Raw genomic sequence first — 19169 nt, 5'->3', positions numbered from 1 at the left:
TTGCTTGGGTTGAATTTCGCCAGCTTGTACTGCCTTCGTCCCATAACAAAGGTATGTTGTTGCTGGATTATTTCACGCACAGTGTAAATAATTTCGTCCACTCAGTTTAGGGCCGCTATTGTCGATCGCATTGCTGCGAAGTTTTCGAAAGAAGCATGGAGAAGATTGAGCCATCCCTTGGCTTCCACTGAAGATGGGCGGGGCGCGCGTCTGCTGCCGCACCCACGCGTTGCTCGGCGTGGCGAATCCCGCACACCCAGGCCACCAAATTCGACCCGTCAGCGGCAACCAGGCAGGGCCAGCGCCAGCGCAAAAAATCCGGGATATTCGCCTCGGCTAATAGAGCGGTGACCGATTTATGCCCGTCGAGTCCGCTGATCCTGATGCGATCACCGGGGCGCGCCCCGCGAATCATAAGCGGTGTGCCAGGCGCGGCGCTCGGCACGCCGAACACATAGACGAGCGCCGGGTTCACGGCGAAGTCGTCAGCGCTCCCGTTGTTTTGCCACGCGAAGGTGCTTCCGAACCAGGGGATTTCAAGGGGATATTTTTCGCCGGCTATCGGAAATTTCAGGGGGATAGCTGCAGCCTCGCGCTGGTGAAGGTGTGGGGCGCCGCGCCCGCGCGCAACTTCGAGAAGAATAGCGCGTGGCGTGATATGAATCACCGCGCCGCGCACGTCCAGGCGCAGCGTGGCGCCGGTCGCGACGGCCTCGGCGAGTTGGTCACGATGGCCCCGGGTGAGGCCGACCTCGGTCGGCAAGAGGCGCGCCGCGAGTTGCAGGGCGCGCGTCACGATTGCCGGGGGCAGCGTGTGAAACGGTTCTGCCCGCAGCGCGACGCTCTCGGCATCCGGAGGCGTGAGCGTCGCCGCCTGCAGCGTCGACTTTGCGATATCATCGAGGGCCTGGTTCTCGGCGGCGAGGTTTTCGAGCGAGCGCAGGATGCCTCGTGAATAACGCCCGTCGCCCGTGAGGTCAGGCAGAGTTTCGTGGCGCAATTGGTTGCGCTGATAGTTCGAGGTCGCGTTGCTCGGATCTTCGTGCCACGCGATCTTATTGGCGAGGGCGAAGGCGCGGATTTCGCGCCGAAAGATGCCCCGCATCGGGCGCTCCAGGCGAATATCGCACGGCCAGGCCGGAATCGGGGCGCTCGCCACACGCGCCGCCGAGCTCAACCCGGCGCTGGATGTCCCGCGCCGCAGGTTGAGCAGGGCGGTCTCGAGCGCGTCGTCTGCGTGGTGGGCGGTCGCCACCACGCCGAGCCCCAGCCGGTTCGCCGCGCGCGCCAGGGTCGCGTAGCGCTGGACGCGCGCGTTCTGTTGGGTCGAACCCGCAGCGCTAACCGCCAGGGTCTCGACCGAAAATGATACCCCTAAATTGGCGGCCACCCGGCGACAGAACGCGACGTCCTCGCCGCTCGACGCGCGCAGTCGGTGGTCGATATGGAGTGCGTGGAGCTGCGCGCCGTGTTCGGCGGCCCATTCACGCAATAGATATAAGAGGACGGTCGAGTCCAGGCCGCCGCTCCAGGCGACCAGGATCCCCGCGGCGGCAAGTTCGGGTCGAAGCTCGAGGCTCAATTCGCTCACGTCTATTCTTTTTCCTCGGCTTTCGCGTCCTTTGACGCGCGATGCTGGCGCAGGTAGCTCGCGATCGCATCGGTCGGGACCGACAGGAAGATCTGGGTGTCGTCGGGGTGCTGGGTCGTATTGATGGAGACCAGCTTGCCGTCTTCGGCGATAAGCGGCGCGCCGAGGATCGCTGCGTAATTCGTCTGCCAATAGAAGGTCAGCGCGGGGTTCTCGGGGTGACTCCCGTAGAGCATCGTATTCGTCAAGAACTTCCCGGCGTAGGGGCTGTAGCCGTAGAGTTTAAAGAGCGCCTGATTTGCAGTGTCGAAGAGCTCAAATCCGGACGCTGGGGGGGCGAGGCGGGCGTCGGCGCTTTTTAATTGGACCAGGTTGCGGTGGCGATCGGGGTTAAGCGGGCTGAGCTCAATGAGTTTATCCTTGTGCTTCTTCAGCCACTTCTCGCCGCCAGTCCCCGCGGTCAGTTGCTCCAGGCTTCGCCGGGTCGCGCGCCAACTCGCCGCCGAGTCGTCCGCCTTTTTGACGTGCTTCGAGGTCTGTTTCTTCTCATCATCAAGCGAAATGTCGTGGGGGAGGGCGTAAACCTGGTCGGCCGTCGAGAGCCAATCGAGCGAGGAGATAAGCACGGGCCTTTGCACGGGCGGGGCGGCGTCTTCTCGCGCAGCGCCACGCGTGACTCGGTTGGCATATCGACTCTTGATATTGCTGTCTCGGCCGGGGTTTGCGCCCGAGTCTGTCGTGGAGCCTGGGTTTGTGTCTGCCGTGTCCGGGAGCGCGGGCGGTGAGACCCAGAGCGCGTGGCCGAAGAATAACATCGGCACCTGGCGATAGGGGCGCGGGGGGATTTGCACCGCGACGATTCGCATCACCCGCGCGTTGGTCTTCTCGGCGAGTTTCTGGAGGTCTTCTTGGGATGCGTGGCGCGGCAGGTCTTTGCTGCTTGTTCGCAACAGGCCGATCGCGGCGCCGGGTTCGCTGGCCTCGGGCAGGTCTTCGGGCTTGATATGACGGACGCTGACATCGTCGAATGTCCGCACCCAACCCGGGTTCTCGGCGCCCGGGCTTTGCTGTGCCGTCGCCGAACTCGGTGACCCCACACACAACCCCACGCCTACTAATACTGCAGCTTTCGCCAGGCGGTTCCTCGACCGTCGCTTCGGGCCCAATATCGGGGCGAATCGCGAGCGGATAGAATGCGTATTGAATAAAAAGCGAAATTGCATGGAACTCATCGATATTAGGGGTGTCTGTAATCCCGAGGAGCGTCGTGGCGAGCCTCGAACGCTGAGAATACTAGGGTAAGATGAGTGCCTCCGCAATTTCATCCCTCCTTTATATACCAGTCATCTGGATGTTCAGGACCTTCTTTCTTTCGCGATATGAACCTGTTTATAAGCGAGCGTCGCGCTGTCTGGCATCGAAGCGCGCTCGTAGCTTGACGCTATAGAGTCGACTAAGTATGTTGCGCTGCACTTCTGCGGTATCGATTGAGTCCGCGCCTCATTTTGAGGCTCGAAGGCTCGACGCAGGTGTAGTTGGAATAGGAAATGCAGCCGCGCAATAAAGCGGTTTTCCTCATGGAGCAGAACTGGTGAGAAACGATCATTGCCTCAGAGTCGCAATCGTCTGGAATGGAACGGTTTTCCAAGAGAAAACCTATACCAAGAAGAATGAATCTATCGTCACCGTAGGGATCGGCGATGGAAACGAATTCTCGGTTCCTGCCCCTGGATTAGCTGAGCTATTCCAGATGTTTGAGCGTACCGACGAGGGTTATACCGCTCGGTTTACCAATAAAATCGACGGCTCGATTTCGGTCGACGGCGAAGACTGGGACCTCGAAGAGCTTATCGAGGACAAGAAGGCCAGCCGCCAGGATTCGGTGAATACCGAGAACGGCTCGGCCGATGTGTACCAGGTCCTCGTCAAAGAGGGCGACTGGGGCATGTTCCAGTTGGGGAATATTAACGTATTCTTCCAGGTGCTCGTTCAGAACGAAGTGATCCCGGCGCGCGGCATTCGTGGCAGGATTGAGATGGCGCTTTTGGCGTGTCTCTCGCTGTCAGCGATGCTGCATATTATCTTCTTGATCTGGACGTTGTTGGGCTACGACCCCGACGCCCATTTGGAGCGCCAGATGATATCCGACCGTTTTGTTGAGTTTATGGCCGAAGATATCGCGGATCCTCTCGAAGAAGAGGAACTCGAGATCCCCGAAGAAGACACGACCGGTAAAAAAGCCGGTGGTGAAGAGGGTAAATTTGGCGACGAAGATTCCGAGATTCCGGAGTCCAAAGTCCCGAAAGTGGACGGCGAAATGGTCGACGAGATCGATGTTAAGAATATCGGCGTCAACGCCGCTCTGGGTTCCGAAATCTTGGGCGCAGGACCGCTCAAGGATATCTTCGGCAACCAGGAGGGCTTCGACTCCAAGATGAACGTCGCGATGAGCGGTGAAGGTGGAGACCTGGTCATCGGTCGTGGCGCCGGCGGCATGGGAATGCGCGGTGTCGGTAAAGGCGGCGGCGGCGAAGGCTTCGGTCGTATCCAGGGCCTCGGTAAAGTCGACACCGGTGGTGGTAAAGGCACCGGCGGCGGCATCGGCAAAAAGAAAGCGCGTAAGGTCAAGCCGAAGTTGAGCCAGGGCACCCCGCAGATCGGTGACTTCTGCGACAAGGGCAATATCCGCCGCGTCGTGTCGGCCAAGTCGAACGCCATCAAGTATTGCTTCGAGCGTGAGCTTCAGCAGAACCCGAAACTCTCGGGTAAAATCTCGGCTCAGTGGAAAGTCGGCCTGGACGGAAAAGTCATGAGCGCCTCCATCGCGAGCACGACCATGAATAACCGTAAAGTCGAAGGTTGTATCGCTCGCGTTATCCAGCGCATGCGCTTCGACAAACCCGACGGCGGTATCTGCATCATCAACTATCCCTTCGTCTTCACCGGTATCGAATAAGTTCGACCCGAAGACGTAGACCTAAAAAGGCCGGCGCTCATTGAGCGCCGGCCTTTTTGTTTGCGTCGGTTCGGGGTCGCTTAGCTCGGGAAGAGCTCGGCGAGTTTGCCGGAATCCTGCAGCGCTTTGAGGTCGGTATATCCGCCGATCGGCTCGTCGCGGATGAAAATCTGGGGGACGGTTCGCTTGCCTGTGATCTCGACCAACGCCTTGCGCTGCTCGACATCGTGGGTCACGTCGATCTCCTCATAGGCGATATTCAGCTCCGTGAGGAGACGCTCGGCCATTTTGCAATAGCCACAATATTCTGTGACGTAGATCTTAACATCTGCCATCGATACTTCCTGGGTAATGAGAAAAGGTTTGAGGCGCTACATATGCCTACTGCCTCAACGAATAGCTCGGCCACGGTATTTCAAAACAAATAGATGTCAAATCAACCCATTGCCGTTGACCGAACAAAGCGCGGCGCGACTGCCCGTGCCGGCCCAGATTTAGTTGATTCGCGGGCGCGGCGGCTCCGGTATCACCGCAGGCCCGGAGCCGCGAAGAATTGCCGCGGCGCCCGTGTCGCTCGGCATTTTCTCGGGCTCCAGCACAAACGCCTCGCCGCCGCGCGAGATCACGAACTCGGCGAGTTCGTCGAGGATATCGGAGCGACCGCTTTGCATATCTTGTTGGTTCTCACCATTTTCGCCGCTGATGGTGATGGTGCCATTGTTGCGATTGAGGCTGCCCCAGATGCGCCGGCCGCGCTCGATAAAAAGATAGCGCACCTGGCTCATCAGGGTTCGCGTGGCGATCTGTTGCAGGTCGATTTCACCCTGGCCACGGCCGTATTCGCGCTCCCAGAGGGCGAGGATATTGTCGACCTTATGTTCGGCAAAGCGGTGGATAAGCGGCTGGCTTCGCGCGCGGATCTCGGCCGTGGTCAGGTGTGATAGGCTCTCTTGAAGGCCTTCGGAGAAGAGGTTGTCCAGGGTGCTCTCCTGGCGAAAGAGCGCCTTGATCTGGCCGGCGGCGCCCAAGATAAGCGGATCGTTATCGCCGCGCAGAAACTCTTTGAGGCGCGCGTCGACCACCTGGGCGAACTGGCGCAGCAACTCGGGGCGCCCGTCGCGCCCGTCGCCAACGCCGTGCACCCCGGCGTTGCCCCCGGGGGTGCTGGTGACCTCGCGCTGGCGGTCCTGTTGCTGAGGTGGGTAGGGCTGAAAGAGCGCGCTCTCCACGCTCGTCGGGATCACGCCGATGCCGACCTGGTCGATTTCCCGGCCGCTGACCTCGTAGAGGCGGGTGTCCTTGGAGTCCAGCGCGAGCACCCAATAGTGGTGGGGGCGGGCGAGCAGGCCAAGCATGGGGCGGGTGTGAAAGGTGTTGCTCACGATGGTTTCGGCCAGGACCTCCTGGCTGAGTCGGAAGACGCGCTCGAAGCCGGGGGCAAAGAAGGCTGCGACGCCGTGAGTTAGATTCCCCCAGAGCTCCGTATCCTCCAGGCGCGCGCGCATCATCTCCAGGACCTCGTTATACTCGCTCGGCTCGTAGCGCTCGGCTAAGAGTTTGCGCGCACGGTCCACATGGGCGCGGAAGCCGAGCTGATTATTCTTGCCCTTATTGTCGATGCGCTCGGAGGGGAAATAGATCGACACCGCCGGTCCCCGCTGAACCTCGAGAAGCGCCTGATAGTCCGCGTTGCTAAAATGATCCATTTGCGTGCTCCTATAGAGGTGATGACGTGAGGGGGCTTGGGCCACGAACCCTGAATCTTGGCGCGTCGGCCTTGAAATCAATATCGGTGAGCCGCGGGCGCCGTCGCTGGGGCCGTTTTTGTGCTAGGGTCATTTTCTTGAATATATGGCTTGCCGAGTGCGGCTATGTGGCTTGTGTCGCGGGGGAGTCGGTGAGTATATCGCGTGATACGCGCGCCTGGGTGCGCAGTTTTGACGCAGGTTGCGCCAGCGTCTCCTGTGATTGGGTGACCGGTCGAATTATTTTAATGCGTTCAACGTGAGGGCGGTGTGCATGCCTGGTTTTTTAGAGCTGACTTGGGGGTTGAACTGGTGGTCGCTGCTGTGGTCGGGGGCGACGATCTTTGCGATTCTCCACATCCCATCGGTGTTGCTCAGCCGCGGCTCACGCCCGATGACGGTGCTGGCCTGGATCCTCTGTTTGCTATCCCTGCCGTTTTTGGGGGTCATTTTGTGGTGGATGATCGGGCTAAATCATGTCGAGCGGCGCCGGCGCCGGCGCAAGGTCTCGCACGCGCAGATGGTCGAGAGCCTGGCGGATATCAAATCCCAGCTCACCGCCCGCCAGGTCGAGGAGGGCGGCGTCGTGCTCGACGGGAACGGCACACTGTTCAATAGCGCCGACCTGTTTTGCCTGCGCCAGAACGAGGGGATCTTTGAGGCGACCACCGGCAATCGCCTGAAGGTGCTGCCGTCGGGCAAGCACGCCTTCGACGCCTTTGAGGCCGCGGTGCGCGAGGCGACCGAGCATATCCACTTCGAGTTTTATATCTGGCAACGCGACGCGGTTGGGCGCCGGTTTCGGGATCTGCTCACCCAGAAGGCCCGCGAGGGCGTCGGGGTGCGCGTGCTCTACGATGCCGTCGGAGGCTCGCCGGTGAGCCGCGGGTTTATGCAGCCGCTGATCGACGCCGGCGGGCATGTCGCGCCCTTTATGCCGCTGCGCGTCTTCGAGCGCCAGCTGCGCATCAACTTTCGAAATCACCGCAAGATCATCGTGGTCGACCGGCGCGTGAGCTTTATCGGGGGGGTTAATATCGGCGAAGAATACCTGGATTGGGTCGATATGGCGTTTCGCTTCGACGGGCCGATTTCATTGCAACTCCAGGAAACCTTCGTGGAAGATTGGTATTTCGCCACGGGCGAGGACCTCGGGTCGCGGCGGTATTTCCTGCCCGAAGAGGGGCTGAGCGTCGGAAATTTGGCGCGCCGTCAGGCCCAGCAGAGTGACCCGTCGCTCGCGCTCGCGGCATCGCTGGAAAGTGCGCGAGACGGCTCCTTTGGCACGGAATTAAGCGTCAAAAAGGACACCGGCCCGCGGCCCGAAGCGGAGCGTATCCCTAAGAAACTCAGCGACTTAGAGCCGCCGGATGTTGGCGGTCTGGTCGGACGGCTGGTCGCCAGCGGCCCCGATTGGCCGGACAGCCCCATCAAGAGTATCTTCTTTATCGGGCTCACCCACGCGGTCGAGCGCCTCTATATTGCGACGCCGTATTTCGTACCCGACGAGTCGATCCTCGTGGCCCTGAAGACCGCCGCGTTGCGCGGCGTGGATGTTCGGATATTGACCGCGGGGATGAGCGATGTTTGGTTGGCCCAGGCAGCAGGGCGCTCCTTCTACGAGGAATTGCTGCGCGCGGGCGTGCGCATCTTTGAGTACGCCGAGCAGATGATCCATGCCAAGGCGGTGGTGGTCGACTATGAATGGGTTGTGGTCGGCAGCGCGAATATGGATATGCGCAGCTTTGACCTGAACTTCGAGGTTAACGCCACCCTGCGCAGCCCGGAGCTTAACCAGTATATGAGCGATTTCATCGCGTATTATATAAGTAAAAGCGAGGAGATGGCGCTGCATGACTTCACCGATCGGCCGCTCAAGAGTCGCATCGTGGAGAGCACTGCGCGGCTATTTAGTCCGCTTCTATAAAGTCGTATCAGGCGTATTTATTAGTCATATATCCCGCGGGATGCGGGTGGATAAAGGTAAGTTGTGATGTCGGTATTATTGCGCGTAGCGTCGCTCGAAGAGCTCGAGATTCCTCCAAACGCGGTGGTCGTCGCGGACCGCTCGCTCCCCGCCAATCTCTTGAGCGCGCTGGCCCGGCCGATCCTGGTCGACGCGGGCGAAGGGCTTAAGACGCTGGCGAGCATTGAGCGGCTGGCCGGTGAGGTTCTGAAGCGCCAGGCATCAAAGCCTATGACAATCGTCGCGGTCGGCGGTGGTTCGGTGGGAGACGCGGTGGGGTTCCTGGCCAGTATTCTGTGGCGGGGCGTGCAATTGTGGCATGTGCCGACCACCCTGCTGGCGATGGTGGACTCGGCGCACGGCGGCAAGACGGCGGTAAACCTGGGCTCTGCGAAGAACCAGCTCGGGACGTTCTATCCGGCCGAAAAGGTCATCTTGGTCGATGAGATCCTGGGGACCTTGCCCACCCGCGAGCGCCAGGACGGGCTCTTCGAACTTATCAAGGGGTTGTGGCTGGGGGACGCAGCGGCGCTGCCGCGCCTGGAGGCCGAGGGCGGCGTCGCGGCGCTCGGCGCCCAGGCGTTCGGCGATGTTTCAGCGCGCCTCATGGAGCTGGTCGAGCGCGCGGTTCGCGTGAAGCAAAAGGTCGTCGAGGAGGACCCCTTCGAGAGTAAAGGCATCCGAACGGTCCTTAACCTCGGTCACACCGCGGCGCACGCCCTGGAGCTCATTTGCGGGCTCTCCCACGGTCAGGCCGTCGGTTGGGGGATGCTCGCCGCGGCGCGCGTTTCGGTGGAGCAGGGGGATTTCTCGCCGGCGGACGCCGCGCGGTTGCGCAGCCATATCGACCCATTGCTGCGCTATAATCAGCCGCTCAATGCGCTGCTCGAAGAGGGGTTGAGCGCCGAATTTGTGGCGATTCTTCGCCGCGATAAAAAGCGAATCGCCGGCAAGCTTCGCTCGGTATTGCTCAGCGCCGCCGGTCAACCCTACGTGACGAATACAGTGGCGCCGGCGGATTGGTTCATCGCCCTTGAGCAGGAGCACGCTCGGTGGCTGGGGCGTCCGCTGCGGGTCGTAGGCGCGTTTGAGCCCGAGCGAAGGGCCGCGGCTCCGCTGGCGATTGAGGCGAGTAAGTCGGAGCTAAATCGCGCCCAGATTATCGCCGCCTTGCACCCATACGAGGTGGAGGTTCGGGGGGACTCCTCGAGCGCGGACGTGTTCTATTTGCGCTCGACCCTGGGGGCGATTCAGTCGGTCGCCCCCGAAGAGTCGGTCGCGGTCTATTGCGGCGAGGGCGGCACGACGCTGCGGTTTTTGCTCGCGTTTGCGGCCACGCGCCCCGGTGAGACGAGGCTCTACGCGCACCCCGGACTCTTGAAGCGTCCACATGCGCCGCTTCTCGACGCGCTCCGACAGGGAGGCGCGCAGATTGACGAGATTACCGACGCGCGAGGCGCCGGCTTCAGCGTGCGAGGTTGGCAGCAGGCGCCCGAGTCGATCGAGATCGACGGCCGAATCTCCTCCCAATTTGCGTCGGCCCTGGCAATGCTCAGCGCGACCGGGGCGCCGCTTGAGCTCATCGTGCGCAGCGAGCGTGCCTCGGGCAATGAGATGGCGAGCCGGCCTTATTTCACGATGACGCTCGAGATGCTGCGGCGTGTGGGCTTGAATGTGGACGAGCGGGATATCCCGGCCGGTCAGTCGTTTCGGGTTTACGCCGGCGATGGATTTGAGCGCCCGAGCACACTTGAGATTGAGCCCGACGCGAGCAGCGCCGCGGTCTGGGCGGTGGCGGAGTATTTGGGGGTGCCGGTCGATATGTCGGCATACCAAGCCCCGGCCATGCAGCCGGACTCAGGGGTCGTCGAGATCCTCGCCCGATTGCGCGAGGCGTCGAAGCGTGGAGATGGGTCCATCCGCCTTAATTTACAGGCGTCTCCCGATTTGGTGCCGGTCATCGCGGTCGCGGCAAGCCGCGTCGAGACCGAGGTGCGCGTCGAGGGCGTCGCGCATCTTCGCCATAAGGAGTCCAATCGCATCGAAGATCTTGTAGAACTCTTCGATGCGGTCGGTGTTGAGATCGAGGCGATGGAGGACGGCATTCGAATCCCCGCGGGGATTCAACGCGCGAGGGACGCCGAGGTGGAGACCTTCGGCGACCACCGCATGGCGATGGCCGCGCTATTGCTGAGCGCCCATGGCGCAGCGATCACGATTAAGAAACCCTGGGTGGTCGCGAAGTCCTATCCCAATCTTTGGCGGGATGCGGCCTATCTGGGGTGGCGTGTCGACGCGCCAGGCGAAGGCTAAGCGCGTCGCTCAAGGGCGAATCATTTCTCCAGGTGCATACCGGGTTCCCAATTGTCGACGATGACGAATTGGGCCCGCTCGCCCAGGGCCGAGCAGGTGCCCGCGAAGAGTTGGCCTGCCAGGTATTGGGTGAAGGGTGCGTCGTCGTCGGCGGGCGCGCGCAATTGTGAGTTGAGCTTGCCGCCGTGGCGGTCCATGGAGGCATCGGGGCTCTCCAGCGACATAATTAGTCGGTCGACCTTGTCGCCGCGGTAGCTGAGAAGAGTCACCGAGCCGTTGTCGGCGTGCGACTCAACGATGCCCGCGTGGGTGTACCAGTCGTTATTTCGGCCGTCCTGATTGCTGTCGACGCTATTGTGAAAGAATACGATATCTCCAATCGCGGGGGCCGTGGAGTGATCGATCTCGCCGCGATCTTTGCAGGCTCGAAAGAGCGCAGGGAGCGAGCGGCGGCTGTCCGCGGGGAACGCGACGCCGTTGAGGGCGTAGACGCTCCAGATATAGTCGGCGGCGTCGGCCGCAGCGCCGGATCTGGGTTGAGCGGGGCGCGTCTCAGGCGCTGGCTGGGGCGCCGAGCGTGCGCTCTCCTCATCGGGCGCCGGCGCGCCTTTCTGGGTCGGATGTTGCCGTTTTTGGCTGATCAATGGCGGCATGTCGGATGACGTGTCGCGGCCGGCGGACGCGATCTCGACGCTCGCAGGCTTAGCCCCGTCGGCGTCCCGCACCGCTCGCGTCGGCCCGCCGCCTTGCTTGGAGGCGAAGGGGTCATAGGAGCGTGAGCGTGGGTAATTTGAGTCGAAATCACCGGCTAGCAGCGGCGAATCGTAGATATGAAAGGGGCTATTATTGCCGGGTGCGCAACCCTGGAGACCAACCAGTCCAAGTGATGCGGCTGCAGCAACGATAAGGTGGGTTGTATTTCGTGCAGGTTTGATGGCGACCTCCGTGTGGGCTCTATGCGTCGAATCGGCCCTGAGGCCTGAAATTCTCGCGCCGCCCATCACCGTCCTTGGGGTGGGCGTCTATGTGCTCATATGTGGGACAAGCACGTCTCGCAGAAGCCAGTGTACGAGAAAATGCGTTTTCGCCAAGTTTTTCGCGGAAGATTCGAGGAAGGATGAGAAAACGCGGGGGTGAGCCAGAGCGGGCAAAGGGATCGGATGCGCAGCTCTACGTTAGGGCGTCGACGCGCGGAGGCTCCACCCGTTGAAGCAAAGAAAACGGTCGAGAGGCTTCTCGGCCCAGATCTCGACGCTCACGTCGGCCTGCTCGCCGGCGACCGCGCTGGTGTCAAAATCAATCGCGTCCCAACTCGTCTCACGCGCAGGGATGATGCGCTCCTGAGACCACTTATCCGCTACGCTGACGCGGATATTCACGTCAGTGCCGCGGCGACTGCGCGCCCCGATAAAGTCGAGCCCGCTGCGTAGCCGAAAGGTGTCGGCCAGCGGGATATCCTTGAAGGTGACACGCCAGCGCTCTGGGGCCTTGGGTGGGTTGGCCATGATGCAACGGTGGGGATCAATGCCAAGGGTGCGGAAGTTCTCACCGACGTAAATCCACGCGTCGGGACGGCCGCAATACCAGGTTCGCTTGCCGGCGTTCCAGGTATTGCAATGGTTGAGCATTTTACCGGCGGGGTCGACGCGCTCAACGCGCGCGTCTTCAAGGTTGGCGAGCAGGTCGTAGACCACCGGGTTCTCGACGGGAATCTCGATTTGAACGACCGAGATGGTGTCGAATGCTTCGCGCGAAGTCGCCGGAAACGGCATCTTCGCGAGCACCTTGTCGAGTCGGTCCGTCTCGACCAGGAGCCAGAGATTCTCGCGGTCATGAATATCGCTGACCAGCGGCGACTCTTGGCGTAAGATCTGCTGGCCGACGTCGGTGAGATAGGGGTAGGGGGCCTCGGACCAATTTGGCTGGACGTTGATCACATCCTCGGGCCCGATATGCTCGAGGACATAATCCGCCGCGGACTTCCAATCTTCGGGTTTGATATCTCCCGGGAGAAAGAAAATCTGGGCAATGATACTAAAACTCCCCGCGACGACTAATATCGCAGCGGGGAGCAACCATTTGGCAGCGCGCCAATTCATGTGCGCACGCCACCCTGTTTGGCCATCGACATGCCGCCATGCTCCATGAGGAGGTCGCGGTCAAAGAACGCATCCTTGCGGTCGGTGAAGGGCTTAATATGCACGCCCGAATCCATACGGATGGCGTCACACGGGCAGGCTTCCACGCAGAGTCCGCAGACGATGCAGCGCAATTCGTCGATGACGAAGAGCTTGGGGTATTTCTCGATGCTCGGGTCGTCATGCTCGCCGGCTTCGATGTGAATACAGTCGGCCGGGCAAATCGTGGAGCAGCACATGCACGCGACACAGCGAACGTTTCCGTCTTCGCGCACCATCAATCGGTGCATGCCGCGGTAGCGCTCGGGATAGTAGTCGGCCGGGCCGAAGGGGTAATCACGCGTGAAAATCTGACGCTTTTTGACCGACGGGTTCAGGTTGGTGAAGAAATGCTTCATCGTCACACCCAATCCGCGCGCGATCTCGGGGATATAACTCTTCTCCCAGAGGCCGGATTTGACACGTTCTACTTGTTTGACTCGTACTGTACCCATGAGTCGCTACTCCTTCAAAAAAGCGCTTTCGTTAGCGCGAGAGATGCAATTTATTTCGACGTCGCGCCGATCAATTAGAAGATCGCGACGATGATTGCGGTGATGACAAGGTTCGCCAGGCTCAGCGGCAGCAGAATCTTCCAGCCAAGGACCATGACCTGGTCATAGCGGAAGCGCGGCAGCGTCCAGCGCATCATGAACTGCAGCCACACGATGAAGACAATCTTGCTCAGCATCGCGACAACCCGAAGCACCGTCGTAACGATATAGGGCAGTTCGATATGCAACGCCGGGTCGGCAATGCCGCCGAAATAGAAACCATCAGCGTACAGATACGGAACTTGCCAACCGCCAAGGAAGATGACGGTGATGAGCGCGGCGATGAAGATGGTCGCGGCATACTCAGACAGCTGAATGATACCGAAGTTCATCGAGCTATATTCGGTGTGGTAGCCGGCGACGATCTCGGATTCGCCCTCGGGGAGGTCAAACGGAGCACGCTTGGTCTCGGCCATGCCGGCGAGGAAGAAGATGAAGAACGCGACCGGTTGCATCACGATGCCCCACAGCGGAATCCAACCCCAAAGCATGGTTCCCTGCTCAAGCACCATCTGGTTGAAGTCGAGCGTGGAGTAAATAAGCAGGATGCCCGCCAGGCTGAGCCCGAGGGAGACTTCGTAGGAGATCATCTGAGCGGTCGAGCGCAGGCCGCCCAACATGCTGAATTTGCTATTGGAAGCCCAACCCGCGATGGCCGCGCCGTAAACCGAGACACTCGCAATCGCGAAGGCGAAGAGCAGGCCCGAGTTGAAGTTCATGATCTGGAAATAGTTTTTATATTCCCCGTGACAAACCTCCTGGTAATTCGCCAGGACTTGCACTTCACCGACGCAATAGTGGTCCATGAAGGGGATCACGGCCCAGCCGAGCAACATTGGGATGAAAACCAACGACGGCGCGATGGCGTAGAGGAACTTATGGGCGCCTTTGGGGGCGACGTGCTCCTTGAAGATCATCTTGACGGCATCGGACAAGAAGTGGGGAATACCCGCCAGGCTTTGCCCGAAGAATTGCGCCTGCATCGGCCCGACACGGTTCTGGACCTTCGCGGATAGCTTACGGTCCCCGAAGAGGGTCAACAGGCTAGCCAATCCCATCACGAAAACGAATACAATCGCGATGATCTTGATGAGTGTGATTAATATTTCCGGCATGAACCTTCCTCATATTTAAGGCGAGCGTAATAAAGGGTTCGCCCTATCAAAAAGATCTTCAAATTAGTCTTCGACAACAGCGGCCGTCGCAGCGGCTTTTGTCTCATTCTTGGCGCTGGCATCATCGCCGGCTGAATCGTCGCCCTTGGCGGCGTCCGTCGCCTCGGGCTCGTCGGCAGCCTGCTTCTGCGAGGCTTCGAACATGTCGTCCTGGATCTTGCTCAACATCGAGTAGCCCAAGGGCTTGCCCATAGCTGACGCAAGTCGCAGGAAGATCTGCCAGTCGGGCAGGGAGTCGCCGTGAGTCTCGAATGCCTTCGTAATGGGTTGGGCGATGCCCTGAATGTTGACGAAGGTGCCGTTCTTCTCGGCGTGGCTACAGGCCGGCAAAGCGACATGCGCCATTTCATACAGCTGGCTGCGATGCAACGACTGAAGGATAAATAGGTCGAGATTTGCGGCCAGGGATTCGAAGCGACGACGTGTCGCAGAGTCCACCGGGGTCTCGGTGCCCATCATATAGAGCGACGTTACCTTGCCCGACTCCATATCATCGACAAGTTGCTCAAAGCTCGCCAGCGAATCCAGGCCACCAAAGACCGCCTCAATCCCGCGGGTATTCGGGTTCTTATCGGCCTTAATCAGCAAATCGTCTTCAAAGCCGTTTGCCTTGCCACCCATATAGAGGTTCGTGGTGTCGAGGACTTCTTCGGCGAAGCGCTTGGCCGCGAAGATATCTTCACAGGATGCCTGGGGCGAGAGCACGAAGGCGATATTCTCAGCACGCGCGAGTTTGTCGGCGACCACACCCGAGACGGCGTGCCAGGACAACTCGGCTCCGTTGGTCATCGGGCGAAGGAGGCGGTCGGTGTGGACGTCTTTGTAGGAAAGGCGTCCCTCGTCGCACATCCAATAGTCGTTGACTTCGGGATTATAGCGCGGGCGATAGCGCTGGATCTCGTTGCGGAAGTGCTCGAGGTGGATATTGCAGCCCATGGAGCAGCCGGTGCAGACGCTGTCGGTCGAGGTCAGCAGCCAGACGCGACACTTAAAGCGGAAGTCACGGCTGGTCAGCGCGCCGACCGGGCAGACGTCAACGGTGCACATCGAGTAGTTATTGTCGAGCGAGCGACCCGGGAAGGTGCGAATCTCGGTCATATCGCCGCGGCCCGCGGTCGTCAACTCGCCGGTGCCGGTGATCTCTTCGCAGAAGCGCACGCAGCGGGTGCAAAGGATGCAGCGCTCGCCGTCATAAACAATATGCGGGCCAATAGGGTAGGCCTTGATCTTTTGGACCTTCTCGACGCGCAGGCGAGATTCCTGGGTGTCATAAGCCATATAATAGTCTTGAAGCTTACACTCGCCGGCCTTGTCACAGATCGGGCAGTCAACCGGGTGGTTGACGAGGATGAACTCCAAAACGGCTTTGCGAACCTTGATGACCGCTTCGTTCTCGGTATGCACGACCATGCCGTCAGTGACCTGCATATAGCAGCTCGGCTGAAGCTTGGGAGCGTCTCCAATCTGAACCAAGCACATGCGGCAGTTTGCCGGCGCGGACAGGGCAGGGTGGTAACAGAAGTGGGGCACCTCGTAGCCAGCCATCGCGGCTGCGCGCAAGACGGTGGTTCCCTTATCGACCTCAACTTCAGTCCCGTTGATCGTCACTTTAGGCATTTTTAGACCTATTCTACTCGTGTCGCGCCCGGCCGATGGGGCCGGTGCGCGCATTGAAATTCACAAATGATTCGAAGGCTTAAGCCAGCTAAGCGATGCGCGAAATATTATTTATCGCACTCACCACCGATCATGTTGATGGTGTCGAAGGTCGGAATAATATCGGCCAACAAGCCGCCCTCAAATAGGCGATGAATATTGCCCATCATCACAAGGCTCGGCGAGCGCACGCCCAATTTATAGGGCTTACCGGTACCGTCGGCGACGATATAAAATCCCAACTCGCCGTTGGCGCCTTCGGTAAAGCTATAGACTTCGCCCGGCGGGACCTGAATACCCTCAAAGATAATCTTGAAGTGGTTAATCATGCCCTCGATCGAGTTATAGACCTTCGGCTTGGACGGAAGAACGACGTGCGGGGCATCGGCGTTGACCGGGCCCGGTTTCATCTTGGCCAGGCATTGGTCGATGATGCGTATCGATTGGGTGATCTCTTCCATGCGGATCAGGTAGCGGTCGTAGTTATCGCCGTTTTCACCGATCGGCACGTCAAAATCGACCTCACCGTACATGAAGTAGGGGTGGTCCTTTCGGACGTCGTAGTCGAAGCCCGCCGAGCGACCGCATGGGCCGGTATAGCCCATCGTGATCGCTTGTTCGCGGCTGAACGCCCCGGTTCCCTGCATACGGTCGAGGAAAATACGATTGCGCGTCAGGAGGCTATGAGTCATCGCGTGGATTTCTTTGAGCCGCTCACGCACGTATTTCCAGCGGTCTTCGAAGTCCTCGGTGAGGTCATCTTTGACGCCACCGATACGGCCGTAGCTGACGGTGAGGCGAGCGCCGGTGACGGCTTCGATGAGATCCCAGACCAGCTCACGCGCCTCGATGGCGTAGAGGAACGCGCTCATCGCCCCGAGTTCAAGCGCGCCAGCGCCGACCGAGGTGAGGTGGTCACTCAAGCGGCTGACCTCACCCATCAGGGTGCGGATCCACAGCGCGCGCTCTGGCGGCTCGATGCCGAGGAGCTTCTCGACGGCCATCGCGTAGCCGAAGTTGTTGAGCAGAGGACTGACGTAGTTCAGGCGGTCCGTGTAGGGGAATACCTGGGTATAGGTCGAGTGCTCACACTCTTTTTCGAAACCGCGGTGCAGATAACCGACCTCGGTGTCGCATTTGATAACCGTTTCGCCATCAAGCGTGAGAGTAAAGCGCACCGTGCCGTGTGTAGCAGGGTGACTCGGTCCCATCTGCAAGATCATCGGCTCGGTATGGATGTCCTGGTCGATGATTTCCAGGTCTTCTGGAGCCCGCGAATAGATGTCTTCAGCCATGATTGATTTCCTCATTGAAAGGACGGACTAATAAACCCGACCCTTCAGGATTCTCGTGAACCCGCAGCAGGGTGCTTTTTCGAATATTCGTAGAACTCTTCGACCGAATCGCGCTCGCGATCGAGCAAGTCGATGCGCGGCTGTGCGCGTTGCTTATCGTAGTCTTTGCGTAGCGGATGACCTTCGAACTCCTCGTAGTTGAGGACCCGGCGCATATCCGGATGGCCCTCAAAGTCGATACCGTAGAAGTCCCAAACCTCGCGCTCAAACCAGCCGGCGCATTGATAGAGTTCATGAATGCTGCCGACTTTTGGGTTGTCAGCTGGCAGGGGAACCCGAACCGTTAACATGTGTTTGTGAGTGGTGCTGTAGAGCACATAAACAACATCAAATCGCGGGGTGCGCGTCAGGTAGTCCACGCCTGTAACCAGGCGAAGGAAATCCATTTTTGCGCTTTCGTCGTCCCGCAAATACTGAATGATTGCGGGCAAGAATTCGGCTTCCACCGTCACCGTGTCCTGTCCCAGTCGGGAGTGGACGTCGAGGACGGCGTCGCTGAATTTGCGCTCCACGAGTGCTATGAGTTTCTTAGCCATAATTAATTCGGGTCGTTGCTGGGTGCCAAAGTCCCATCGATACAAGGGCCGACCTCGCCCACACTTGTCGGCGTCGGGTGAAGTCGGCGGAATTCAATAGTACGCGCTTATTCAGCTGGCTCGAATAACGAGTGCTTGTCCGGAGCGGGCGTGTAGATCCCGTCGCGCGAGCGAACTTTCTCTTCGTAGGCGTATTTCTTCCACGGCTCTTGCTGGATCTTATCCTGCAACGCCATCAGGCCATCAATGACCTGCTCGGGACGCGGCGGGCAACCCGGAATATAAACGTCAACCGGGATAATCTTGTCGATGCCCTGGACGGTCGCGTAGTTGTCGTAAAAGCCGCCGGTCGAAGCACAAACGCCAAAAGCCATCACCCATTTGGGCTCGGCCATCTGCTCATAGATGCGCCGAAGATGGGGCGCCAATTTGTGATTGACGGTCCCGACGACCCAGAGGAGGTCTGCCTGGCGCGGCGAGAAGCGCGGGATCTCCGCACCAAAGCGGGCGATATCATAGCGTGCCGCCGCGGTGGCCATATATTCCATGCCACAGCAGGCCGTGACGAAGGGATATTGGAAGAGTGAGTATTTTCGAACCCAGTTAACCGCACTTTCAAGGCGAGTGGTGACGACTTCCGGCAATTGATGTTCTAGTCCCATTCGAGACCTCCTTGCTTCCACTCGTAGACCAGGCCAATGGTCAGAATGGCGATGAAAATAGACATGACACCCAGCGAGTACAGTCCGAAACCTAGCGCATCACTGTGACGCCATGAGATAACCCACGGGATCACAAATACGGTCTCGAGATCGAAGAGGATAAAGCTCAGGGCAATCATATAGAATTTGATGCTGAACCGACTACTTCTCGGACTGCCGATAGGATCGGAGCCCGCCTCATAGGGGATTTGCTTTTCGCGCGTGGGATTCTTGGGCCCGACAAATCGCGCGAGTCCTGCAACTGCCCCGGCGGTGGCAATGGCCAAGGCCGCCAAGAGGATTAAACCAATATAATCTGCAACTTCCATAGCAATGTGATCCTTAGCATCGTGTGACCGTGTGTTGCCCGGCCTTCATAGGGTGCGAAGAACCTCCAAACGGAGGCGCGACCTCCCCTATCACGCACTTTCGAGAAGTGTCAAA

At 59.6% G+C, this 19169-nt stretch carries 16 protein-coding genes; 3 read left to right on the top strand and 13 right to left on the bottom strand.

Annotation, left to right across the window (positions count from 1 at the left end; genetic code table 11):
- Positions 1 to 115: 115 nt before the first annotated feature.
- Together tilS and DN745_RS19310 are read right to left on the bottom strand one after the other, a co-directional pair.
- A complete protein-coding gene (gene tilS / locus DN745_RS09110) occupies positions 116 to 1591 on the bottom strand; it encodes a tRNA lysidine(34) synthetase TilS (protein WP_162687562.1) in 1476 nt (491 codons plus the stop codon).
- Positions 1592 to 1593: 2 nt separating this feature from the next.
- Entirely contained in the window at positions 1594 to 2688 is a 1095-nt protein-coding gene (locus DN745_RS19310; RefSeq protein ID WP_162687561.1) for a hypothetical protein, read from the bottom strand.
- 653 nt (positions 2689 to 3341) lie between these two features.
- On the opposite strand from DN745_RS19310, the gene DN745_RS09105 reads away from it, so the two are divergent.
- A complete protein-coding gene (locus DN745_RS09105; RefSeq protein WP_111334163.1) occupies positions 3342 to 4547 on the top strand; it encodes an AgmX/PglI C-terminal domain-containing protein in 1206 nt (401 codons plus the stop codon).
- 80 nt (positions 4548 to 4627) lie between these two features.
- Here the strand turns inward: DN745_RS09105 and grxC are convergent, their stop codons facing one another.
- Together grxC and DN745_RS09095 are read right to left on the bottom strand one after the other, a co-directional pair.
- Positions 4628 to 4882: a glutaredoxin 3 gene (gene grxC / locus DN745_RS09100; RefSeq protein WP_111334161.1), complete on the bottom strand. Its 255-nt coding sequence runs from the start codon at positions 4880 to 4882 to the stop codon at positions 4628 to 4630.
- Between the two features lie 159 nt (positions 4883 to 5041).
- Positions 5042 to 6253 (bottom strand): baeRF3 domain-containing protein, encoded by a 1212-nt coding sequence (locus tag DN745_RS09095; RefSeq protein ID WP_111334159.1) that lies wholly within the window; start codon positions 6251 to 6253, stop codon positions 5042 to 5044.
- A 313-nt stretch (positions 6254 to 6566) separates the two neighbouring features.
- Here DN745_RS09095 and DN745_RS09090 point away from each other — a divergent pair, with 313 nt between their 5' ends.
- Both DN745_RS09090 and DN745_RS09085 read left to right on the top strand, forming a co-directional pair.
- Positions 6567 to 8219 (top strand): phospholipase D-like domain-containing protein, encoded by a 1653-nt coding sequence (locus tag DN745_RS09090; protein WP_111334157.1) that lies wholly within the window; start codon positions 6567 to 6569, stop codon positions 8217 to 8219.
- A gap of 66 nt (positions 8220 to 8285) precedes the next feature.
- The gene (locus DN745_RS09085; protein WP_111334155.1) at positions 8286 to 10571 is read left to right on the top strand and encodes a 3-dehydroquinate synthase family protein; all 2286 of its coding nucleotides are present in this window, start codon (positions 8286 to 8288) and stop codon (positions 10569 to 10571) included.
- Between the two features lie 20 nt (positions 10572 to 10591).
- Here the strand turns inward: DN745_RS09085 and DN745_RS19305 are convergent, their stop codons facing one another.
- The 9 genes from DN745_RS19305 to DN745_RS09040 all read right to left on the bottom strand — a co-directional run bounded on the left by DN745_RS19305 (position 10592) and on the right by DN745_RS09040 (position 19054).
- Positions 10592 to 11572, bottom strand: a complete 981-nt coding sequence (locus tag DN745_RS19305; RefSeq protein ID WP_133621823.1) for a CHAP domain-containing protein — start codon at positions 11570 to 11572, stop codon at positions 10592 to 10594.
- Positions 11573 to 11746: 174 nt separating this feature from the next.
- Entirely contained in the window at positions 11747 to 12670 is a 924-nt protein-coding gene (locus tag DN745_RS09075; RefSeq protein WP_111334151.1) for a hypothetical protein, read from the bottom strand.
- A complete protein-coding gene (locus DN745_RS09070; protein ID WP_111334149.1) occupies positions 12667 to 13203 on the bottom strand; it encodes a NuoI/complex I 23 kDa subunit family protein in 537 nt (178 codons plus the stop codon). The genes DN745_RS09075 and DN745_RS09070 overlap by 4 nt, the downstream gene beginning before the upstream one ends.
- Before the next feature lie 74 nt (positions 13204 to 13277).
- Positions 13278 to 14417 carry a complex I subunit 1/NuoH family protein gene (locus DN745_RS09065; RefSeq protein WP_111334147.1) on the bottom strand — a complete coding sequence of 380 codons (1140 nt, stop codon included), beginning with the start codon at positions 14415 to 14417 and terminating at the stop codon, positions 13278 to 13280.
- A 63-nt stretch (positions 14418 to 14480) separates the two neighbouring features.
- Complete coding sequence (locus DN745_RS09060) at positions 14481 to 16094, bottom strand: NADH-quinone oxidoreductase subunit G (RefSeq protein ID WP_162687560.1); 1614 nt, start codon at positions 16092 to 16094, stop codon at positions 14481 to 14483.
- Positions 16095 to 16201: 107 nt separating this feature from the next.
- Positions 16202 to 17428, bottom strand: a complete 1227-nt coding sequence (gene nuoD, locus DN745_RS09055) for an NADH dehydrogenase (quinone) subunit D (RefSeq protein ID WP_204355127.1) — start codon at positions 17426 to 17428, stop codon at positions 16202 to 16204.
- Between the two features lie 44 nt (positions 17429 to 17472).
- Positions 17473 to 18024 (bottom strand): NADH-quinone oxidoreductase subunit C, encoded by a 552-nt coding sequence (locus tag DN745_RS09050; protein ID WP_111337602.1) that lies wholly within the window; start codon positions 18022 to 18024, stop codon positions 17473 to 17475.
- 107 nt (positions 18025 to 18131) lie between these two features.
- The gene (locus DN745_RS09045) at positions 18132 to 18686 is read right to left on the bottom strand and encodes an NADH-quinone oxidoreductase subunit B (RefSeq protein ID WP_111334143.1); all 555 of its coding nucleotides are present in this window, start codon (positions 18684 to 18686) and stop codon (positions 18132 to 18134) included.
- Positions 18677 to 19054 carry an NADH-quinone oxidoreductase subunit A gene (locus DN745_RS09040; RefSeq protein ID WP_111334141.1) on the bottom strand — a complete coding sequence of 126 codons (378 nt, stop codon included), beginning with the start codon at positions 19052 to 19054 and terminating at the stop codon, positions 18677 to 18679. The genes DN745_RS09045 and DN745_RS09040 overlap by 10 nt, the downstream gene beginning before the upstream one ends.
- Positions 19055 to 19169 lie beyond the last annotated feature (115 nt).

The sequence above is a fragment of the Bradymonas sediminis genome, from assembly GCF_003258315.1.
Lineage (GTDB): Bacteria > Myxococcota_A > Bradymonadia > Bradymonadales > Bradymonadaceae > Bradymonas > Bradymonas sediminis.
The sequence above is the reverse complement of the archived record's forward strand: the minus strand, read 5'-3'. Positions and strand labels throughout refer to the sequence as shown.